This is a genomic window from Nocardioides hungaricus, from assembly GCF_054782915.1.
Genome location: NZ_BAAGRO010000066.1, coordinates 168528 through 188547 on the forward strand (window position 1 = coordinate 168528; position 20020 = coordinate 188547).

A 20020-nucleotide genomic window follows, 5' to 3' on the forward strand; every position below is an offset into this window, starting at 1 on the left:
TTCTTCCATGACCGAGACGCAGGCTGACCAGGCACCGGAGACGACGACCGCACCCCCGCGCGTCGTAGCCGTACCCGAGAAGCCTGCGCTGGAGGGCCTCGAGGCCACCTGGAGCGAGCGCTGGAAGGCCGACGACACCTACGCCTTCGACCGCACCCAGCCGCGCGAGAGCGTCTACTCGATCGACACCCCGCCGCCGACCGTGAGCGGCAGCCTGCACGTCGGCCACGTGTTCTCCTACACGCACACCGACCTGATCGCGCGCTTCCAGCGGATGCGCGGCAAGTCCGTCTTCTACCCGATGGGCTGGGACGACAACGGCCTGCCGACCGAGCGGCGGGTGCAGAACTACTACGGCGTCCGCTGCGACCCGTCGCTGCCCTTCGACCCCGACTTCACCCCGCCGGCCAAGCCCGACCCGAAGCGGCAGATCCCGATCAGCCGGCCCAACTTCATCGCGCTCTGCGAGGAGCTCGTCGAGCAGGACGAGCAGGTCTTCGAGGCGCTCTGGCGCACCCTCGGCCTCTCGGTCGACTGGAAGCAGCACTACACGACCATCGGCGCCAAGGCGCAGACGGTCAGCCAGCGCGCGTTCCTGCGCAACCTCGCCCGCGGCGAGGCCTACCTGCAGGAGGCGCCGACCCTCTGGGACGTCACGTTCCAGACCGCGGTCGCGCAGGCCGAGCTCGAGGCGCGTGAGTACGCCGGTGCCTACCACCGCGTCGCCTTCCACCAGCCTTCAGGTGAGCCCGTCCACATCGAGACGACCCGTCCCGAGCTGATCCCCTCGGTGGTGGCGCTGATCGCGCACCCCGACGACGAGCGCTACCGGCCGCTGTTCGGGACGAGCGTGACCAGCCCGGTGTTCGGCGTCGAGATCCCGGTGCTCGCGCACCCGGCCGCCGAGATGGACAAGGGCGCCGGCATCGCCATGTGCTGCACGTTCGGCGACCTCACCGACGTCACCTGGTGGCGCGAGCTGGACCTGCCGGTCCGCACCCTGATCGGCCGCGACGGCCGGATGTCACGCGAGACGCCCGAGTGGCTCTCCCACGAGACCGCCGCGGCGGCGTACGAGGAGCTCAAGGGCAAGACGGCGTTCTCGGCCCGCGAGGCCGTGGCCGCGAAGCTGCGCGAGACCGGCGACCTGGACGGCGAGCCGAAGCCGACCCAGCGGATGACGAACTTCTACGAGCGCGGTGACAAGCCGCTCGAGATCGTCGCGACCCGCCAGTGGTACATCCGCAACGGCGGCCGCGACGCCGGCCTGCGCAAGGAGCTCATCGACGTCGGCGCGCGGATCACCTGGCTCCCGGCGCACATGCAGCACCGCTACGACAACTGGGTCGGCGGCCTCAACGGCGACTGGCTGATCTCGCGGCAGCGGTTCTTCGGCATCCCGTTCCCGGTGTGGTACCCGCTCGACGCCGACGGCGAGCCCGACTACGACCACCCGCTGCTCCCTCGCGAGGAGCAACTCCCGATCGACCCGTCGACGGACGCACCGTCCGGCTACACCGAGGACCAGCGGGGCAAGCCGCACGGCTTCCTCGGCGACCCCGACGTGATGGACACCTGGGCGACCTCCTCGCTGACCCCGCAGATCGCGGGCGGCTGGGAGTCCGACGACGACCTGTGGCGACGGGTCTTCCCGATGGACCTGTGCACCCAGGCGCACGACATCATCCGCACCTGGCTGTTCTCCCGCGTCGTCCGCGCGCACTTCGAGAACCACGCCGCGCCCTGGTCGCACGCGCTGGTCTCCGGCTTCATCCTCGACCCGGACCGCAAGAAGATGTCGAAGTCCAAGGGCAACGTCGTCGTCCCGACCGACATCTTGGACAAGTACGGCGCCGACGCGGTCCGCTGGCGCGCCGCGATGGCCCGGCCGGGCCTGGACTCGCCGTTCGACGAGACCCAGATGAAGGTCGGCCGCCGGCTGGCGATGAAAGTGCTCAACGCGTCCAAGTTCGTGCTCGGCGAGGTCCGCGCCACGGCTCTCAACTCGTTCGAGGTGTCCGAGCCGGTCGACTGCGCCCTGCTCGGACGGCTCGCCGAGGTGATCCGCAGGGCCACCGACGCGTTCGAGGCCTACGACTACACGACCGCGCTCGAGACGGCCGAGAAGTTCTTCTGGGAGTTCTGCGACGACTACCTCGAGCTGGTCAAGGAGCGCGCGTACGACGAGGAGGGTGGTGCCGCCACCGCGTCGGCCAGGGCCGCACTGGCTCTGGCGCTGCACGCCCAGCTCCGGCTGCTCGCGCCGTTCCTGCCCTACGTGACCGAGGAGGTCTGGTCGTGGTGGCACTCCGCCAACTCGGGGGGGAGCTCGATCCACCGCGCCTCCTGGCCGACCGTGGTCGAGCTCGGCTCGGCCGCCGCCACCGACGCCGCGACCCTCGACGCGGTCTCGGCCGCCCTCGTCGGCATCCGCGGCGCGAAGTCGAACGCCCAGGCCTCCATGCGCGCCGAGCTCTCCCGGGTCGAGATCCGCGGCCCGGAGGCGCTCGTCCGCGCCGCCGAGCAGGCCGCCGACGACCTGCGCAAGACCGGCAAGATCACCGGCGACCTGGTCTTCACCGTCGACGACGCGGCGGCCGAGATCGCCGTCGACGCGGTGCTGGCGCCGGTGGAGTAGCCGTGCGGGCTCCGGCCGGCGAGGGGCGTCAGTCGTGACCCCAGCCGGAGAGGGCGTGTCCCCGACCCGGGTCGGACCAATTCCGGCCATCACCACGGTCGTGGCCCCGGTCGTCACCACGGTCGCCCCGGTCGTCGCCGTACCAGGGACCGCCGGGGCCGGGCTCGGACCCGCTGCCGAGGACCGGCGGGGTCCGGTCGGGACGCCCCCCGTCGTCGTCCTCGGACGGCTCATGGCCGACCAGGCTCGGACCCCTGCTCCCCCACGTGGGCGGGTCGTCCCCGGGAACGACCTCCGGCGTCGGGCTCGCCGGCGGCGCGGACGGGAGGTCGGGAGTCGGGCGGCCGTCGCCCGGGCCGCGCTGACCCGGCTTCGGATCCGGCTTCGAGTCCGGCTGCCGCACCGGCTCGGTCGCCGGAGCGGCGGCCGGCTTGGCGGACGGGGCAGCGACCGGCGCCTCGGCGACGGCCTCGTCCCGCTGCGGCGCCACCGGGGCGCGCTCGACGACCTGGCGGGTCAGCGGCGCGCCGCCGGACATGACGGCGGCGCCCTGGCGCAGCCAGGCCGGCGCGGCCTCGCTGCGGGCGACGTGCACGAGCAGCGCCATCGACGCGACGGCGATCAGCACGAACGCGACCAACGGCGGCTTGTGGTCGAGGAAGGTGCGGTGCCGGCGCGGAGTCATCACGTGCAGTGTTTCGGTCGCGGGCAGCCGCCACCAAACCCGTAGGCGCAAATAGCCCGACCGGACTAGTCGGGCCTAGTCATGCCGGGCTAGGGACTACGCCGACTTCTTCTTCTTGGCCTCGGACTCGCGGGGCACCAGGGTCGGGGCCACGTCGTCGGTCACGACCTCGCGGGTCACGACGACCCTGGCGATGTCGCCGCGCGAGGGTACGTCGTACATCACATGGAGGAGGACCTCCTCGATGATCGCGCGCAGACCGCGCGCACCGGTGCCCCGCTCCATCGCCCTGTCGGCGATCGCCTCGACGGCGTCCTCGGTGAACTCGAGCTCGACGCCGTCGAGCTCGAAGAGCTTCTGGTACTGCTTCACCAGCGCGTTGCGCGGCTCGGTGAGGATCTGGACCAGCGCCTCCTGGTCGAGCTTGGAGACGCTCGCGATCAGCGGGAGGCGGCCGATGAACTCGGGGATCAGGCCGAACTTGGTGAGGTCCTCGGGCCGCACCTGGGCGAGCAGGTCGTCGGCCTCGCGCTCGGCCTTGCCGCGCACGTCGGCGGTGAAGCCGAGGGTCTTCTTGCCGACCCGCTGCTCAACGATGTGCTCCAGCCCGGCGAACGCGCCGCCGACCACGAACAGGATGTTCGTGGTGTCGATCTGGATGAACTCCTGGTGCGGGTGCTTGCGGCCGCCCTGCGGCGGGACCGAGGCGGTGGTGCCCTCGATGATCTTCAGCAGCGCCTGCTGCACGCCCTCGCCGGAGACGTCGCGGGTGATCGACGGGTTCTCGGCCTTGCGGGCCACCTTGTCGATCTCGTCGATGTAGATGATGCCGGTCTCGGCCTTCTTGACGTCGTAGTCGGCGGCCTGGATCAGCTTGAGGAGGATGTTCTCGACGTCCTCGCCGACGTACCCGGCCTCGGTGAGCGCGGTGGCGTCGGCGATCGCGAAGGGCACGTTGAGCATCCGCGCCAGGGTCTGCGCCAGGTAGGTCTTGCCGCAGCCGGTCGGCCCGATCACGAGGATGTTGGACTTCGCGACCTCGACGACCTCCTCCTTGGTGTGCTTGCCCGAGACGGGCTGGAGGCCGGCCTGCACGCGCTTGTAGTGGTTGTAGACCGCCACCGCGAGCGACTTCTTGGCCTGCTCCTGGCCGATCACGTAGGCGTTGAGGAACTCGAAGATCTCCTTCGGCTTCGGCAGCTCGTCGAGGCCGACCTCGGTCCCCTCGCTGAGCTCCTCCTCGATGATCTCGTTGCAGAGGTCGATGCACTCGTCGCAGATGTAGACGCCCGGGCCCGCGATCAGCTTCTTGACCTGCTTCTGGCTCTTCCCGCAGAAGGAGCACTTGAGCAGGTCCCCTCCGTCACCGATACGTGCCACGGTCGGTCATCCTCCGGTAGTCGGGCTCTGTGCGGGTGGAACGGTCCAGCGTGTCGTACGAGAGACCTCTCCGACGTTACCCCGTGCCGGCGCCGCGTGCGCGCGGGACACGAGGATCGGCCGGTCCATCAGCCGGTGAGGACCGGGGTCCCCTTGCGCGACTCCACCACCGAGTCGATCAGGCCGTACTCGAGCGCCTGCTCGGCGGTCAGGATCTTGTCGCGCTCGATGTCGTGGCTGACCTCCTCGATCGAGCGGCCGCTGTGGTCGCTGATCATCTTCTCGAGGAGCTCGCGCATGCGCAGGATCTCGTTGGCCTGGATCTCGATGTCCGAGGTCTGGCCGAAGGTGCCCTCGGTGTAGGGCTGGTGGATCAGGATCCGGCTGTTCGGCAGCGCCATCCGCTTGCCCGTCGTACCCGCGCCGAGCAGGATCGCCGCGGCCGAGGCGGCCTGGCCGATACAGACGGTCTGCACGTCGGGCTTGATGAAGTTCATCGTGTCGTAGATCGCGGTCAGCGCGGTGAACGAGCCGCCCGGGCTGTTGATGTAGATCTGCACGTCCTGGTCGGGGTTCATCGACTCCAGGCACATCAGCTGCGCGATGACGGCGTTCGCGACGTCGTCGGAGATCGGGGTGCCGAGGTAGATGATGCGGTCCTCGAACAGCTTCGCGTAGGGGTCGATCCGGCGGAAGCCGTACGACGTGCGCTCTTCCCACTGCGGGATGTAGTAGTTCACGGGTCAGTCCTTCTGGCTCTTGCCGTGGGCGGGACGGCCGTCGTCGGCGGCCTCGCGGGCGCTCTTGATGACCTGGTCGACCAGGCCGTACTCCTTGGCCTGGTCGGCGGTGAACCAGCGGTCGCGGTCGGCGTCCTGCTCGACCTGCTCGACGGTCTGGCCGGTGTGCTCGGCGATCAGGTCGAGCAGCACCTTCTTGATGTGCAGCGACTGCTGGGCCTGGATCTTGATGTCCGAGGCGGAGCCGCCCATGCCGGACGACGGCTGATGCATCATGATCCGCGCGTGCGGCAGCGCGTAGCGCTTGCCCTTCGTGCCGGCGCAGAGCAGGAACTGCCCCATCGACGCGGCCAGGCCCATCCCGACCGTCGCGACGTCGTTCGGGATGTAGTTCATGGTGTCGTAGATCGCCATGCCCGCGTCCACCGAGCCGCCGGGGCTGTTGATGTGGAGGAAGATGTCGGCCTCGGGGTCCTCCGCCGAGAGCAGCAGCAGCTGGGCGCAGATCGCGTTGGCGTTCTGGTCGCGCACCTCGGAGCCGAGGAAGACGATCCGCTCGCGCAGCAGCCGCTGGTAGATGTGGTCGTCGAGGACGTTCATCCCCGCGCCGCCGTTGAGCTGGGGGCCGGAGTCCTGGGTCGAGTCCTGGGTCGAGTACGGGGTCACGGAAGCGACCCTAGCCGGAAGGATCGACACTTCCACGGCCAATCCCCCGCTGTTCGCCGACAGCGGATTTCAGGTGGCCACGGCCCGGGCGTCCTCTCCCAGCCACTCCCGCAGGGCGTCGTGGACCCGGGGGTGGTTGAGCAGCCCGAAGTGGTCGGTCCGGCCGAGGTGCAGCCTCGTGGCGCCGGGGAAGAGGCCCTCGCCGTACGCCGACGGCACCCGCACGAGCAGGTCGCCGACCACCTGGCCGACGGGGTGGCGCGGCCGGGTCGTGAGCGTCGCCGCGACCAGGCGGTACCGGGCGTGCGGCAGCGGCGGCACGTCCTCGGCGAGCCCGGCGACCAGGTCGTGGACGCCGACCGAGCGCGCGTCGAGGATCCGCCCGAACGCCGCCGTCTCGCGCAGCCGGGCGAGCCCCCGGCTGCCGTGGCCGATGCCGGCCGCGATCGGGGCGCCGAGGTGCGGCGTGCCGAGCGTGACGACGTCGGAGACGAGGTCGGTCCACGGCGCCTCGACATCCGCGGCGACCGCGCCGGCGGCCCGCACGATCAGCCCGCCCATCGAGTGCCCGACCAGCGCGACCCGGGTCACCGGCACCGGCCACGCCTCGACCAGCCGCTGGGCGAGCGCGGACAGCGCGACGCCGTTCTCGCGCAGCCCGAGCCCGGTGTTGGCGCGCAGGAGAACCGGCGTCCAGCCCATCCCGGCCAGCGTGTCGGCGTACGTCGTCCCCGTCGTGGCACGGCCGCGGTCCCAGTACGACTCGTTCTCGCAGAGGCCGTGGAGGAACAGCACGACCCGGCCGGTGGCGCCGGGGAACGCGGTCGCGAGGTCGGCCACCGGCACGTCCCGCCCGCCGGCCCGCACGGCCATCGGGATCGCCATCCGGGGCCGGTCGGCCGCGAGCCGGTCGCCGATCAGCCCGTTGACCGCGGAGCTCACGAACCGCCCGCGCGGGCCGTCCTCGAGCCGCGGGCCGAGGCCGGCGTCGGCCGCCCGGCCGAGGGCGTACGACGCCGCGCGGAGCCCGAGCCCCGTGCCGGCGTACGCCGCGGAGGCGATGCCGCGCCCCGGGTGGCCGCCGAGGCGGTCGGCCCAGGCGTCGTGGGTGTCGCGGACGCTGCGCACGACCAGCTCGTCGGCGACCACGGAGAGGAGCGAGAGGGCGTCCAGATAGGTGGGCCCCGCGGCGACCGTCATGGACCGATGCTAGTACCGCGGCCGGCGTCCTTCGCCCGCCGAGGTACTAGGCGGTCTCCTCCACGGCAGCCTCGTCCGTGGCAGCCTCGGTCTCGTCCTCCGGCTCGCCGATGGTGCCGTCGGGGCGCAGGTTCCTCAGCTCGACCACGTTGCCCGAGGCGTCCTTGACGACCGCGGCCTCGACGATCCGGGCCAGCGCCTTGCCGCGCAGGATCTCCTGCACCAGCTCGGGGATGTGGTTGTGCTCGAACATGTGGTTCGCGAACTCCTGCGGGTCCTGGCCGGACTGCTGGGCGCGGCGGACCATGTGCTCGGAGAGCTCCTGCTGGTCGATCCCGAACTCCTCGCGCTTGGCGATCTCGTCCAGGATGAACTGCGCGGCCACGGCGTCGCGGACCCGGCGGTCGAGGTCGGCCTCGAACTCCTCCTGGGTCTGCTTCTCGTCCTCGAGGTACTTGTCCATGGTGATGCCGGCCAGGGCGAGCTGCTGCTCGATGTTGCCGCGGCGCGCGTTGAGCTCGTCGGTCACGACGGTCTCCGGCAGCGGGACCTCGACCTTCTCGAGGAGCGCCTCGAGGACGGCGTCGCGGGCGGCGGCAGCCTGCTCGAGCCGCTTGCCGCGGCCGAGGCGCTCGCGCACGTCGGCGGTCAGCTCCTCGACGGTGTCGAACTCCGAGGCCATCTGGGCGAACTCATCGTCGAGGTCGGGGAGCTCCTGCTCCTGGACCTGGCTGACCGAGACCAGCACGTCGACGTCCTCGCCGACCAGGTCGCCGCCCACGAGCTGGGAGGTGAAGGTCTTCTCGTCGCCGGCGGCCATGCCGGTCAGCGCCTCGTCGAGGCCGTCGAGCATGCCGCCGCGACCCACGCGGTAGGACATGCCGGCGACCTCGGCGCCTTCGACGGCCTCGCCGTCGCGGGTGGCCTTGAGGTCCAGGACGACGAAGTCGCCGTCGACGGCCGGGCGCTCGACGTCGACCAGGGTGGCGAACCGCTCGCGCAGCGCCTCGACCTGCTCCTCGACGTCGGCGTCGGACAGCTCGACGTCCTCGACCTGGGCCTCCACACCGTCGTACGACGGCAGCTCGATCTCCGGGCGGACGTCGACCTCGGCGGTGAACTCCAGCGCCGCGTTGTCCTCGAACTTGGTGACCTCGATCTCCGGCTGCGCCAGCGGCTGGAGGGAGTTGGCCTGCAGCGCCTCGGCGTACTTCTGCGGGACGACCTCGTTGATCGCCTGGTCGAGGACGGCGCCGCGGCCGACCTGGCGGTCGATCACCGGCGGCGGGACCTTGCCGCGGCGGAAGCCGGGGACGTTGATCTGCTTGGCGATCTGCTTGTACGCCGCGTCGAGGCTCGGCTTGAGCTCCTCGAAGGGCACCTCGACGGTCAGCTTGGCCCGGGTGGGGCTCAAGGTCTCGACGGCGCTCTTCACAGGTCTTCTCCTAGGTCATTCTGGGGTGCTTTTGAATGTGGTGGTGCGTCGGGGCGACAGGACTCGAACCTGCGATCTCCTGCTCCCAAAGCAGGCGCGCTAGCCACTACGCTACGCCCCGCCAAGGGCCCGTCGCCGGGCCCTTGAGAGCGGATGACGGGAATCGAACCCGCGTAGCCAGTTTGGAAGACTGGGGCTCTGCCATTGAGCTACATCCGCGCGCTCGACCGCCGTTCTGGACCGCCGCTCTGGCCGCTCGAGTGCGGGAGTCATGGTGCCACACCGCGGCTACCGCCGATGAATCAGCACCAGAGCGCGGTCGTCGTTGTCCGAGCCCAGGGCGTCCACGAGCCGGTCGGCGCCGCCGTCGAAGGTGCCGCGCAGCAGCCGCTCGGCCTGGCCGAGCATCCGGTCGATGCCGAGGCCGATGTCGCGGCGCGGGGTCTCGACCAGGCCGTCGGTGTAGAGCAGCAGCGCGTCGCCGGGGCGCAGCTGGCCGCGGACCACCGTGAACTCGGCGTCCTCCATCAGCCCCAGCACCGGACCCTCGGCCTCGTGCACGGTCCAGCGGCCGGTGCCGGCGGTGAGCTGGGCGGCCGGCGGGTGGCCGGCGGCGCGCACCTGGAAGTCGCCGGTGAGCACGTCGAGCGAGAGGTGTACGGCGGTCGCGAAGCCCTCCGCCCAGTCCTGGCGGAGCAGGTAGTCGTTGGCGGCGGGCAGGAACTCCGCGGGCGGCAGCGCGCCGAGGAGGCCGCCGAAGGCGCCGGACAGCAGCAGTGCGCGGGTGCCGGCCTGCTCGCCCTTGCCGGACACGTCGACGACGACGAGCTCGACCCGGGAGCCGTCGCGGGCGCGGCTGGAGACGACGAAGTCGCCGGCGAACGGCGTACCGCCCGCCGAGCGCAGCGCCCTCTCCACCAGCCAGCCCTCGGGGGTCGTCGGGACGCCGCCCTGCTTGAGGATGCGGTCGCGCAGGTCGACCAGCATCGACTCGCCCAGGGCGCCGGCGACCCCGAGCCGGGAGCGCCGGAACGACGTGACCAGCACGATGAAGCAGAGCAGGAACAGCACCGCGATGGCGAGCACGGTGCGGGCGTTGATCTCCACGAGCCGGCCGATGCAGAGCATCAGCATCACCATCAGGAACACCACGAACCAGGGCAGGTGGCGCGGGCTGAGCAGCAGGCTGCCGAGCAGCAGCGGGACGACCAGGGTCGTCAACGGGACGTACTGCGGCCAGATGAGCGCGGCGGCGGTGACCACGACCGTGAGCACGACCAGCCACGCGAGCGTGCGCTGCGCCGGCGACACGCCGCGCAGCAGCGCCCGCCGGAGGTCGCGCGCGCCTGCCGTCATGCGTCCTGGGCCCTTCGCTCGTGGTGATCGAGAGAGTAGTGGTCAGGAGCCCGCGCGGGAGCGGAACGCGCGCTGGCAGCGCGGGCACCAGAACAGGTTGCGTCCCTGGAGGACGGTCGTCCGGACCGCGGTGCCGCACACCAGGCAGGGCTGGCCGGTACGCCGGTAGACGTAGACCTCTCCCCCGTGGTCGTCCCTGCGCGGCGGCCGCCCCATGGCCTCGGGCGTGTGCTCGGGCCGGACCGTGTCGATCCGGCCGGTGCGCACGCCCTCGCGCATCAGCTCGACGAGGTCGTCCCACATCGCCCGCCACTGGCCCGGTCGTAGGGTGTCGCCAGGGCGCATCGGGTCCATCCGGTGCCGGAACAGCACCTCGGCCCGGTAGACGTTGCCGACGCCGGCCAGCACCGCCTGGTCCATGAGCAGCTGGCCGATCGGCGCCCTGCTGCGGCGGATCCGCTGCCAGGCCCGGTCCGGATCGGCGTCCTCGCGCAGCGGGTCCGGGCCGGAGCGGGCGACGACCGCGTCGCGCTGCTCGCGGGTGACCAGCGCGCACGTGGTCGCACCGCGCAGGTCGGCGTACGACCCCGGGCCGATCAGGCGCAGCCGCACCTGCCCGACCGGCGGCGGCACGTCGTCGACGTCGTCGTGGACATCGAAGCTGCCGTAGAGGCCGAGGTGGACCTGGACGAAGCGCTCGCCGGAGAACTCGATGAACAACTGCTTGCCCCACGCCTCGGCGCCCTCCAGCACCTGCCCGTCGATCAGCGCGGCCGAGTCGGCGAACCGGCCCTGCGGGCTGCCGGCGCGGACGACCCGGCCGCCGAAGGCGGCCGTGATCGCGTCCGCGAGCCGGTGGAGGGTGTGCCCCTCAGGCATCGGCGGCCGGGGCGGCGGACGCGGGCAGCGGCGGGAGCTCGCGGGTCCGCTCGTACGACGCCAGCTGCCCGATCCGGCGCACGTGCCGCTCCTCGCCGCTGAAGGGCTCGGCGAGGAAGACCTCCACGAAGCGGGTCATGTCCTCGAGCGGGTGCATCCGGCCGCCGACCGAGACGACGTTGGCGTCGTTGTGCTCGCGAGCCAGCCGGGCGGTGTCCTCGGACCACACCAGCGCGGCCCGGATGCCCGGCACCTTGTTGGCGGCCATCTGCTCGCCGTTGCCCGAGCCGCCGATGACGACGCCGAGGCTGTCCAGGCCCCGCGCCCGGTCCTGCGCTACGCCCTCGGCCGCGCGCAGGCAGAACACCGGGTAGTCGTCGAGGGCGTCGTACCGGAACGGACCGTGGTCGACCGGCTCGTAGCCGTGCTCGGCGAGCCAGCGGGTCAGGTGGTCCTTGAGGTCGAGTCCGGCATGGTCGCAGCCGAGGTGCACGCGCATGGGGCCATCTTGTCAGCAGCACTGGCTCAGCCAGCTCCGGCCGGGCCCTCAGAAGCCGACGCGCCGCCCGATGGCGTCGTTGCGGACGACCTCGCCCTTGGCGGCGGCCGTCTCCCGCAGCGATGCCTGGAACTCGACCAGCCTCTCCCGCAGCTCCGGCGAGGTGGCGGCCAGGATGCGGACGGCGAGCAGGCCGGCGTTGCGGGCGCCGCCGACGGCGACCGTGGCGACCGGGATGCCGGCGGGCATCTGCACGATCGAGAGCAGCGAGTCCAGGCCGTCGAGGTGCTTCAGCGGCACGGGTACGCCGATGACCGGGAGCGGCGTGACGGCGGCGAGCATCCCGGGCAGATGGGCGGCGCCACCGGCGCCGGCGACGATCACCGACAGCCCGCGATCGGCAGCCGAGCGGCCGTAGGCGAGCATCTCGTCGGGCATCCGGTGCGCGGACTTCACGTCGGCCTCATAGGAGATGCCGAACTCGGCCAGCGCCTCGGCGGCCGCCTTCATCACCGGCCAGTCCGAGTCGGACCCCATCACGATGCCGACGCGCGCGGCTTCCACGGGCTCAGCCACCGATATCACTCACTCTCGTCTCCCAGGTCGCCGCGGAACCACGCGGCGGCGTGCCGCGCGCGCTCGAGGCAGTCGTCGAGGTCGTCGCCGTAGGCGTTGACGTGCCCGACCTTGCGGCCCGGCCGCAGGTCCTTGCCGTAGAGGTGCACCCGCAGGAGCGGGTCGCGCGCCAGCGCGTGCGGGTAGCCGTCGTAGAGGCGGCCCACGCTCTGTCCATCGGGGCGGTCCGGCCCGCCGAGGATGTTGACCATCACCGTCCACCGCGCCCGCGGCGCCGGCGAGCCGAGCGGCAGGTCGAGCACGGCGCGCAGGTGGTTCTCGAACTGCGAGGTGACCGCGCCGTCCTGCGTCCAGTGCCCGGTGTTGTGCGGCCGCATCGCGAGCTCGTTGACGAGCACGCGCCCGTCGTTCGTCTCGAACAGCTCGACCGCGAGCACCCCGGTCACGTCGAGCGCGCCCGCGATCCGCAGCGCGATCTCCTGCGCCTCCCCCGCCAGCTCCGGCGCCAGGTCGGGCGCGGGGGCGATCACCTCGTGGCAGATGCCGTCCCGCTGGGTCGAGGCGACGACGGGGTACGCCGCCGCCTGACCGCTCGGGGCGCGCACGACCACTGCGGCGAGCTCGCGCCGGAAGTCGACGAGCTCCTCGGCGAGGACCGGCGTCCCGGCCTCGAAGGCGGTCGGGCAGTCGGCGGCCGAGCGCACGAGCCACACGCCCTTGCCGTCGTACCCGCCGCGGGTGGTCTTGAGGACGCACGGGAGGCCGAACTCCTCGACCTCGGCGACCGAGGCGACGACCGCGTTGCGGGGGCAGGGCACGCCGAGCTCGGCCAGCCGGGCTCGCATCACGCCCTTGTCCTGGGCGTGCACCAGCGCGCCCGGGCCAGGCCGCACCGCGATCCCGTCGGCGGCCAGCGCGTGCAGGTGCTCGGTCGGCACGTGCTCGTGGTCGAAGGTCACGACCGGGCAGCCGGCAGTCACCGCGCGCAGCGTGTCGAGCGAGGTGTAGTCGCCGACGACGTGGTCGGGGATCACCTGCGCGGCCGAGACGCCCTCACCCTCGGCGAGCAGCCGCAGCGGGAGGCCCATCGCGGCCGCGGGCTCGGCCATCATCCGGGCCAGCTGGCCTCCGCCGATCACGGCCAGGGTCGGTGCGAGCACACGGAGGACTCTAGATGGTGCGCTCCTCGGTCTCGAAGCGCAGCCCCTGCCCGCGGATCGTGGTGATCAGCCGCGGATGGCGGCTGTCGTCGCCGAGCTTGCGCCGCACCCAGCCCAGGTGCACGTCGATCGTCTTCGACGACGTCCAGAACGTCGTGTGCCAGACGTCGCGCATCAGCTCCTCGCGGGTGACGATCTCGCCCGCACGGACCATCAGCGCGTGCACGAGCTCGAACTCCTTGCGGGACAGGACGATCTCCTCGTCACCGCGCCACGCGCGCCGGCTCTCGGGGTCGAGCCGTACGTCCTGCACCTCGAGCATCCGCCCACGGTAGGACGCCGGCGGCCCGATGGGCCGCAAACGCCAAAACTGTGATCCGGACGCGGAGCGTCCCTCAGGCCCGTCGTACCGCCACCGGCTCGACGATGCCGAAGCCGCGGACCGGGCGGGCCGGCAGCGGCCGGGTCTCGAACTCGGTCTCCGGCAGCAGGCCGGCGGTGGCGCCGTCGATGATGATCCGGTTGCGCCGGGCGACCGCGGTGAGCCGCGCGGCGAGGTTGACCGGGGGCCCGAAGACGTCGCCGAGCCGCATCACCACGGAGCCGCTCGCCAGGCCGACGCGTACGTCGGGCATCCGGCCGTCGCGGCCGATCACGTTGATGATCCCCTCGGCGGTGTCGTAGGCCCGGACCGGGTCGTCGTTCACGAACAGCACCGAGTCGCCGATGCTCTTGATCACCCGGCCGCGCTGGGCCGCGACCACGTCCGCGCAGCGCGACTCGAACAGCTCGACCAGGTCGCCGATCCGCTCCTCCGAGAGCCGGTTGGACAGCGCGGTGAAGCTGACGATGTCGGCGAACCCGACCGTCACCTGGACGGTGTTGAGGTCCTCCTCGTTCGCGCGCAGCGCCTCGACTCGGGCGACCGCGGCGGCCAGGTGCCGCCGCCACACGTAGACGAGCAGGCCCTCGAACGGGCCCTTGAGGTCCTCGATCAGCCGCAGCGCCGAGTCGCTGCGGCTGCCCGCCGCGTCCTCGCCGGTGGCGAGCTCCTCGACCCGGTGCAGCAGCGTCGCGACCTCCCAGTCCGCGAGCCGCGCCATGGTCTGCCCGACCGCGCGGGTCAGGTTCACGGCCATGTCGAAGTCGATCAGCCCGCTGCGCACGACGCTCAGCAGCGTCTCGAGCGACGCGGCGTCCGCGTCGGTGAAGGCCATCTCGAGCCCGTGCTCGGGGAACCCCAGGGCGCGCCAGAGCCGGCGCGCCTCCTCGATGGTCACGCCGGTGCGCTCGGCGACCTCGGGTGCGTTGAAGACCGGCGCCTCGCCGAGGATGGCCCGCTCCAGGTCGGGCTGCCCCTCGGGCGGCTGCTCAGGTTCCCTCATGTCCCGCCGCGGCGCCGTGGCTGCGCTGGATCAGCTCGTTGACCTTCCGCTGGGTCTCCTCGACCCGCGGGATGTCGTGGATCTCGATCTGGCCGTTCGTGCTCGCGTCCGAGATGATCAGCGTGCCGCAGCCGAGCAGCCGGTCGATCGGGCCGAACTCGTAGGCGATGTCGCTGATCCGGGCCAGCGGCATGTCGTGGCCGCGGCGCACGATCACGCCGCGCCGGGTGATCAGCCGCCGGTCGGTGAAGGTGTAGGTCGCCGTGGCCCAGACGACCAGCGGCCGCAGCACCCACCAGACGATCCCGATGGCGAGCACGATCCAGATCGCCCACATCGCGTACCTCGACCCGATCTGCACCTGCGCGTAGGTGCCGATCGCGAGCAGGAGGACGAGGAGGATCAGGGGCAGGACCAGCACCTTGACGTGCGAGCGGGTGTCGACGACGACGCTCTCACCCTCGTTGAGGAGCCTGCGCGAGATGGCCACCCGCCGATCATGTCACTGATCGAGCCCGGAGGTGACGGCCCGCACATGCACGACGTCGCCGGCGCCCACGGCGGTCTCGCCGCCCGACCCGAGGACGACCAGCCGCCCGGACGGGTCGATCCCGGTCGCGCGGCCGAGCAGCACGTCGCCGCCCGGCAGCTCCACGCGCACGTCGCGGCCCACGGTCACGCAGCCGGCGGCGTACGACGCCCGCAGGTGTCGCACCGCGTCGGCGCCGCCCGCCTGCCAGGCGTCGCACGCCTCGCGCAGCGAGCGCAGCAGCTCGACCAGGACCGCGGTCCGGTCCGGCTCGGAGCCGGACTCGATCGCGAGCGAGGTCCCCGTGGGCACCGGCAGCTCGTCGACGGTGAGCGAGACGTTCAGCCCGATGCCGACGACGGCGGCCGGCCCGTCGGGGGTCTCGATCCGCTCGACGAGGATGCCGGCGACCTTGCGGTCGCCGATGAGCACGTCGTTGGGCCACTTCACGCCGGCGGCGGCGTACCCGCTCGCGCGCAGCGCCTTCGCGACCGTGTGCCCGGTCAGCAACGGCAACCACGGCCAGTCCGCGGCTGGGACCGTCGGCCGCAGCACCATCGAGAGGAGCGCGGCGGCCCGCGGCGGCGTCTCCCAGGTGCGGTCGAGCCGTCCCCGGGCGGCGGTCTGGTGCTCGGCGACGACCACGAGGCCGTCGGGCGCGCCGGCTCGGGCGCGCTCCGCGGCGACGGCGTTGGTCGACGTCGCCATCTCGTGCACCTCGACCACGAGATCGGGCGCAAGCGCCGCCAGCGCCGTCGCGTCGAGTGGTGGGCGTCTCATCTGCTCGGCGGTCACGGGCACTAGATTGGCCCACGGTCCACACCAGTTGCCATCCGAGGAGCCGCAAGCCGATGAGTGCCCACCCCGGCGAGGGAACCGACGTCCCGGACCTCCACACCACCGCCGGCAAGCTCGCCGACCTCGACCGCCGCCTCGACGAGGCCGTGCACGCCGGGTCCGCCAAGGCGATCGAGAAGCAGCACGCCAAGGGCCGCAAGACCGCCCGCGAGCGGATCGAGCTGCTCTTCGACGAGGGCTCGTTCGTCGAGCTCGACGAGCTCGCGCGGCACCGCTCCACGGCGTTCGGGCTCGAGCAGAACCGCCCGTACGGCGACGGCGTGGTCACCGGCTACGGCACCATCGACGGCCGTCAGGTGTGCGTGTTCTCCCAGGACTTCACGATCTTCGGCGGGTCGCTGGGCGAGGTCTACGGCGAGAAGATCACCAAGGTGATGGACCTCGCCATCAAGACCGGCTGCCCGATCGTCGGGATCAACGAGGGCGCCGGCGCCCGCATCCAGGAGGGCGTCGTCTCGCTCGGCCTGTACGGCGAGATCTTCCGCCGCAACGTGCACGCCTCCGGCGTGATCCCGCAGATCTCGATGATCATGGGCTCCTGCGCGGGCGGGCACGTCTACTCCCCCGCGGTCACCGACTTCACGATCATGGTCGACGGCACCTCGAACATGTTCATCACCGGCCCCGACGTGATCAAGACCGTCACCGGCGAGGACGTCTCGATGGAGGACCTCGGCGGCGCGCGCACGCACAACACCAAGTCCGGCAACGCCCACTACCTCGGCGCGGACGAGGAGGACGCGATCGAGTACGTCAAGGCGCTGCTGTCCTACCTGCCGCAGAACAACCTGGACGAGGTCCCGTCCTTCGACTCCCAGCCTGAGCTGGAGATCACCGAGCCCGACCGGGCGCTCGACACGATCATCCCGGACTCGCCGAACCAGCCCTACGACATGCACGACGTGATCCGCACGGTCGTCGATGACGATGACGACGGCGTGGGGGAGTTCCTCGAGGTCCAGGAGCTGTTCGCCCCGAACATCGTCGTCGGCTTCGGCCGGGTCGAGGGCCACTCGGTCGGCGTGGTCGCCAACCAGCCGATGCAGTTCGCCGGCACCCTCGACATCGACGCCTCGGAGAAGGCCGCCCGGTTCGTGCGCTTCTGCGACGCCTTCAGCATCCCGGTGCTGACCTTCGTCGACGTCCCCGGCTTCCTCCCCGGCACCGACCAGGAGTGGAACGGCATCATCCGTCGCGGCGCCAAGCTGATCTACGCCTACGCCGAGGCCACGGTCCCGCTGGTCACGATCATCACCCGCAAGGCCTACGGCGGCGCCTACGACGTGATGGGCTCCAAGCACCTCGGCGCCGACATCAACCTGGCCTGGCCGACCGCGCAGATCGCGGTGATGGGCGCGCAGGGCGCGGCCAACATCGTCTACCGCAAGGAGCTCGCCGCGATCGAGCAGGACGGCGGCGACGTCGAGGCGAGGCGCGCCGAGCTGATCGACGAGTACGAGACCACGCTGGCCAACCCCTACATCGCCGCCGAGCGCGGGTACGTCGACGCGGTGATCTCCCCGCACGAGACCCGCGTCGAGGTGGTCCGGGCCCTCCGCCTGCTGCGCTCGAAGCGCGAGACGCTCCCCGCGAAGAAGCATGGGAACATCCCGCTGTGAGCGGGGTCGCGGAGCGGCCCCCGAGCAGCGGGATATCGCTGAGTCGGCGCTAGTTGCCCGGGAGGAGCGCAGCGGGGGAACGGGCAACTAGCGCCGACTCGGCGCCCACCGAGACAACTCGCACCCGAAAGGAAGCGGTGACCAGGGAGATGCCAGAGCCCACCGCAGGCCGAGAGACCGCCGCAACCGCCGACACCCCGCCCGCTTTCCTCCGCATCATCAGGGGCGACGCGACGCCCGAGGAGGTCGCCGCGGTCGTCGCCGTGCTCGCCTCGCTCCGGGCACCGGCGGCCCCCCCGCAGCGGCGCCGGCCCGAGTGGGGCGCTCCGCACCGCGGCGTACGCCGCACGCTCCCGCACGGCCCCGGAGGGTGGCGCTCCAGCGGGCTCCCACGCTGACCTCCTGCCACGGCCCGGTCTGGACCACTAGTCTTGAGCCAAACTTTCGTTTTTACCGTGTGGCGTCTTAAGGCGGGCTCCCGACACTGGTGAGGTGCCAGGGACGGCCCGGGAAATGGGCCCCAAGAATGGGCACAGTGCAGGAGACGAGGGCGTGAACGCGAACAGCATGGGGCCGGACGGGTACCCGTACCAGGCCCCGCCGGGCACCGGAGTGGAGCAGTACCAGCAGCCCGGCACGGCCGTGGGCGGCAACGAGTACGTCCGGATGGCCGACCCGGGGCTGGCCGACTACGAGACGCGGTTCCTCGACGCGCTCGAGGAGGCGCCGACGTACCGCCCGACGGTCGGCTGCATCATCCCGGCCTACAACGAGGCCGAGACGATCGCCGGCGTGCTGGACTCACTGCTCCAGCAGACCCGGCTGCCCGACGTCATCCACCTGATCGTCAACAACACCTCCGACGACTCCGTCGAGATCGCCAGCCACTACGCCGGCCCGCAGACGCGGATGACCGAGGCCGGCGAGCAGAGCACGATCATCTACGTCCACGACATCGGCAAGAATCCCGACAAGAAGGTCGGCGCGCTCAACTACGGCTACTCCCTCGTCGAGCACATGGACTACCTGCTCGGCGTCGACGGCGACACCACGCCGGAGCCGGACGCCGTGCAGCACCTCGTCGACGAGATCTCCAGCGACGACCGGATCGGCGGCATCTCCGCGATCTACTCGATCGACGACTCGGCGCTCGACGGCCCGATGGCGAAGTTCCTCATCGCCGGCCAGCGCGCGCAGTTCTCGGCGTTCAACATGCAGAACCTGCTCAAGGGCCGCAACATGGCGGTGCTCGGCGGCCAGTTCTCGATCTTCTCGACCCAGGCGCTGCGCGACGTGCTGCGCGACAGCCACCAGCGGACCCCGTGGGTCAACGACAGCGAGGTCGAGGACTCCCTCCTCTCGCTGCAGATCAAGAGCGCCGGCTACCTCACCAAGATCTCCGCCCGCGCGCGCGCCCACGTGGGCGGCATGGACACGCTGCGCTCGCTCGACGCGCAGCAGGTGAAGTGGAACTTCGGCGCCATCGACCTGATGTGGCCAGGCCAGCGCGGCGACACCAAGGGCCAGCCGTTCCACCCGAACCTGCGGCTGCGCTGGTTCGAGCACATGTCGATGGTCATCAACATCACCACCCGCGTGCTGTTCGTGCTGCTGCTCGCCGGCTCCCTGAACATCAACGCGTTCGTGTTCAGCCCGTGGTGGCTGATCCCGCCGCTGGCCGCGGTATGGCTGAACTTCCGCGTCGCCCGGTCGATGGAGTTCGCGAACCGGCGCGACTACCTCTTCGCGCTGCTGGTCGTGCCGGCCGAGAGCTACATGGTCATCCGGATGGGGCACTTCGTCCGGGCCTGGCTGAAGTTCTTCAGCCGCCAGCAGACCGACAACTGGGCGGCCCAGGCGAAGGCCGAGCGCGGCAAGGGCGTCGCGTGGCTCTACCCGTACGTCGCGTTCCTGGTGATCTTCGCGGTCGCGGCCGCGATCTGGACGCTGCTGCTGCCGATCCCGCTCCGCTCCGACATCCTCGCCGTGTGCTGGCCGATCCTCGGGGTGATCACCGTGCTCCAGACCGCGTGGATGATCATCAAGGCGATGAAGCGCTACCGCGGCTTCAAGGCCTGACCCTCCCCCACCACCCTCCAGGAGATCCCATGTCCCGCATCCGCGCGCGCCTGGCGTCGGCGACCGCCGGCCTCGCCGCCGTGGTGCTGCTCGGCGGCTGCTCGGTGTTCGGCGACCTCACCAGCTCCAACGACCCCGCGCCGGCACCGACCGCATCGCCGTCGGCCTCGGAGACGCCGTACCCCTCGCAGTTCACCCGCGACGGCACGTTCCAGTCGCATGTCGACGTCAACGGCCTGGACTTCGTCTACACGCTGTACCCGACCAAGTCGACGCCGCGGACCAACGAGTGGTACCCGAAGGGCAGGAAGTACTTCTCGTTCACCTTCCAGGCCT

General features: G+C 71.5%; 20 protein-coding genes and 2 tRNA genes. 5 read left to right on the forward strand and 17 right to left on the reverse strand.

Annotated elements, in window-relative coordinates; all coding sequences use genetic code 11:
- The first annotated feature begins 7 nt into the window (after positions 1–7).
- Positions 8–2638, forward strand: a complete 2631-nt coding sequence (gene valS / locus ACYVKX_RS23000; protein ID WP_460836037.1) for a valine--tRNA ligase — start codon at positions 8–10, stop codon at positions 2636–2638.
- A 28-nt stretch (positions 2639–2666) separates the two neighbouring features.
- Here valS and ACYVKX_RS23005 read toward each other — a convergent pair whose 3' ends face one another.
- From ACYVKX_RS23005 to ACYVKX_RS23085, 17 genes are all read right to left on the reverse strand, one after another.
- Positions 2667–3323 (reverse strand): hypothetical protein, encoded by a 657-nt coding sequence (locus ACYVKX_RS23005; protein WP_460836038.1) that lies wholly within the window; start codon positions 3321–3323, stop codon positions 2667–2669.
- 96 nt (positions 3324–3419) lie between these two features.
- A complete protein-coding gene (gene clpX, locus ACYVKX_RS23010) occupies positions 3420–4703 on the reverse strand; it encodes an ATP-dependent Clp protease ATP-binding subunit ClpX (protein ID WP_460836040.1) in 1284 nt (427 codons plus the stop codon).
- A gap of 128 nt (positions 4704–4831) precedes the next feature.
- On the reverse strand, positions 4832–5443 hold the full coding sequence (locus tag ACYVKX_RS23015) for an ATP-dependent Clp protease proteolytic subunit (protein WP_460836041.1): 612 nt from the start codon (positions 5441–5443) through the stop codon (positions 4832–4834).
- 3 nt (positions 5444–5446) lie between these two features.
- Positions 5447–6109: an ATP-dependent Clp protease proteolytic subunit gene (locus ACYVKX_RS23020; RefSeq protein ID WP_460836043.1), complete on the reverse strand. Its 663-nt coding sequence runs from the start codon at positions 6107–6109 to the stop codon at positions 5447–5449.
- 69 nt (positions 6110–6178) lie between these two features.
- The gene (locus ACYVKX_RS23025) at positions 6179–7309 is read right to left on the reverse strand and encodes an alpha/beta hydrolase (protein WP_460836044.1); all 1131 of its coding nucleotides are present in this window, start codon (positions 7307–7309) and stop codon (positions 6179–6181) included.
- A 46-nt stretch (positions 7310–7355) separates the two neighbouring features.
- Positions 7356–8744, reverse strand: coding sequence for a trigger factor (gene tig, locus ACYVKX_RS23030; RefSeq protein WP_460836045.1), 1389 nt, complete (start codon positions 8742–8744; stop codon positions 7356–7358).
- Positions 8745–8792: 48 nt separating this feature from the next.
- Positions 8793–8865, reverse strand: a tRNA-Pro gene (locus ACYVKX_RS23035).
- Positions 8866–8892: 27 nt separating this feature from the next.
- A tRNA-Gly gene (locus ACYVKX_RS23040) sits at positions 8893–8963 on the reverse strand.
- A gap of 69 nt (positions 8964–9032) precedes the next feature.
- Positions 9033–10100 (reverse strand): PP2C family protein-serine/threonine phosphatase, encoded by a 1068-nt coding sequence (locus ACYVKX_RS23045; RefSeq protein ID WP_460836046.1) that lies wholly within the window; start codon positions 10098–10100, stop codon positions 9033–9035.
- A gap of 42 nt (positions 10101–10142) precedes the next feature.
- Positions 10143–10979 carry an Fpg/Nei family DNA glycosylase gene (locus ACYVKX_RS23050; RefSeq protein WP_460836048.1) on the reverse strand — a complete coding sequence of 279 codons (837 nt, stop codon included), beginning with the start codon at positions 10977–10979 and terminating at the stop codon, positions 10143–10145.
- On the reverse strand, positions 10972–11478 hold the full coding sequence (locus tag ACYVKX_RS23055; protein ID WP_460836049.1) for a ribose-5-phosphate isomerase: 507 nt from the start codon (positions 11476–11478) through the stop codon (positions 10972–10974). Before ACYVKX_RS23055 ends, ACYVKX_RS23050 begins: the two co-directional genes overlap by 8 nt.
- Positions 11479–11526: 48 nt before the next feature.
- Positions 11527–12054: a 5-(carboxyamino)imidazole ribonucleotide mutase gene (purE, locus tag ACYVKX_RS23060; protein ID WP_460836050.1), complete on the reverse strand. Its 528-nt coding sequence runs from the start codon at positions 12052–12054 to the stop codon at positions 11527–11529.
- Positions 12055–12059: 5 nt separating this feature from the next.
- On the reverse strand, positions 12060–13214 hold the full coding sequence (locus ACYVKX_RS23065; RefSeq protein ID WP_460836051.1) for a 5-(carboxyamino)imidazole ribonucleotide synthase: 1155 nt from the start codon (positions 13212–13214) through the stop codon (positions 12060–12062).
- A 10-nt stretch (positions 13215–13224) separates the two neighbouring features.
- The gene (locus tag ACYVKX_RS23070) at positions 13225–13536 is read right to left on the reverse strand and encodes a winged helix-turn-helix domain-containing protein (RefSeq protein ID WP_460836053.1); all 312 of its coding nucleotides are present in this window, start codon (positions 13534–13536) and stop codon (positions 13225–13227) included.
- A 73-nt stretch (positions 13537–13609) separates the two neighbouring features.
- On the reverse strand, positions 13610–14599 hold the full coding sequence (locus ACYVKX_RS23075; RefSeq protein ID WP_460836054.1) for an adenylate/guanylate cyclase domain-containing protein: 990 nt from the start codon (positions 14597–14599) through the stop codon (positions 13610–13612).
- Positions 14586–15089: a PH domain-containing protein gene (locus ACYVKX_RS23080; RefSeq protein ID WP_460836055.1), complete on the reverse strand. Its 504-nt coding sequence runs from the start codon at positions 15087–15089 to the stop codon at positions 14586–14588. Before ACYVKX_RS23080 ends, ACYVKX_RS23075 begins: the two co-directional genes overlap by 14 nt.
- Before the next feature lie 12 nt (positions 15090–15101).
- Positions 15102–15923, reverse strand: a complete 822-nt coding sequence (locus ACYVKX_RS23085) for a biotin--[acetyl-CoA-carboxylase] ligase (RefSeq protein WP_460836056.1) — start codon at positions 15921–15923, stop codon at positions 15102–15104.
- A gap of 56 nt (positions 15924–15979) precedes the next feature.
- On the opposite strand from ACYVKX_RS23085, the gene ACYVKX_RS23090 reads away from it, so the two are divergent.
- From ACYVKX_RS23090 to ACYVKX_RS23105, 4 genes are all read left to right on the forward strand, one after another.
- On the forward strand, positions 15980–17605 hold the full coding sequence (locus ACYVKX_RS23090; RefSeq protein WP_460836057.1) for an acyl-CoA carboxylase subunit beta: 1626 nt from the start codon (positions 15980–15982) through the stop codon (positions 17603–17605).
- Between the two features lie 149 nt (positions 17606–17754).
- On the forward strand, positions 17755–18003 hold the full coding sequence (locus ACYVKX_RS23095) for an acyl-CoA carboxylase epsilon subunit (RefSeq protein ID WP_460836058.1): 249 nt from the start codon (positions 17755–17757) through the stop codon (positions 18001–18003).
- 154 nt (positions 18004–18157) lie between these two features.
- Positions 18158–19684 carry a glycosyltransferase family 2 protein gene (locus tag ACYVKX_RS23100; RefSeq protein ID WP_460836060.1) on the forward strand — a complete coding sequence of 509 codons (1527 nt, stop codon included), beginning with the start codon at positions 18158–18160 and terminating at the stop codon, positions 19682–19684.
- Between the two features lie 29 nt (positions 19685–19713).
- Positions 19714–20020, forward strand: a 307-nt coding sequence (locus ACYVKX_RS23105) for a hypothetical protein (RefSeq protein WP_460836061.1), incomplete at its 3' end; no start/stop codon positions are given.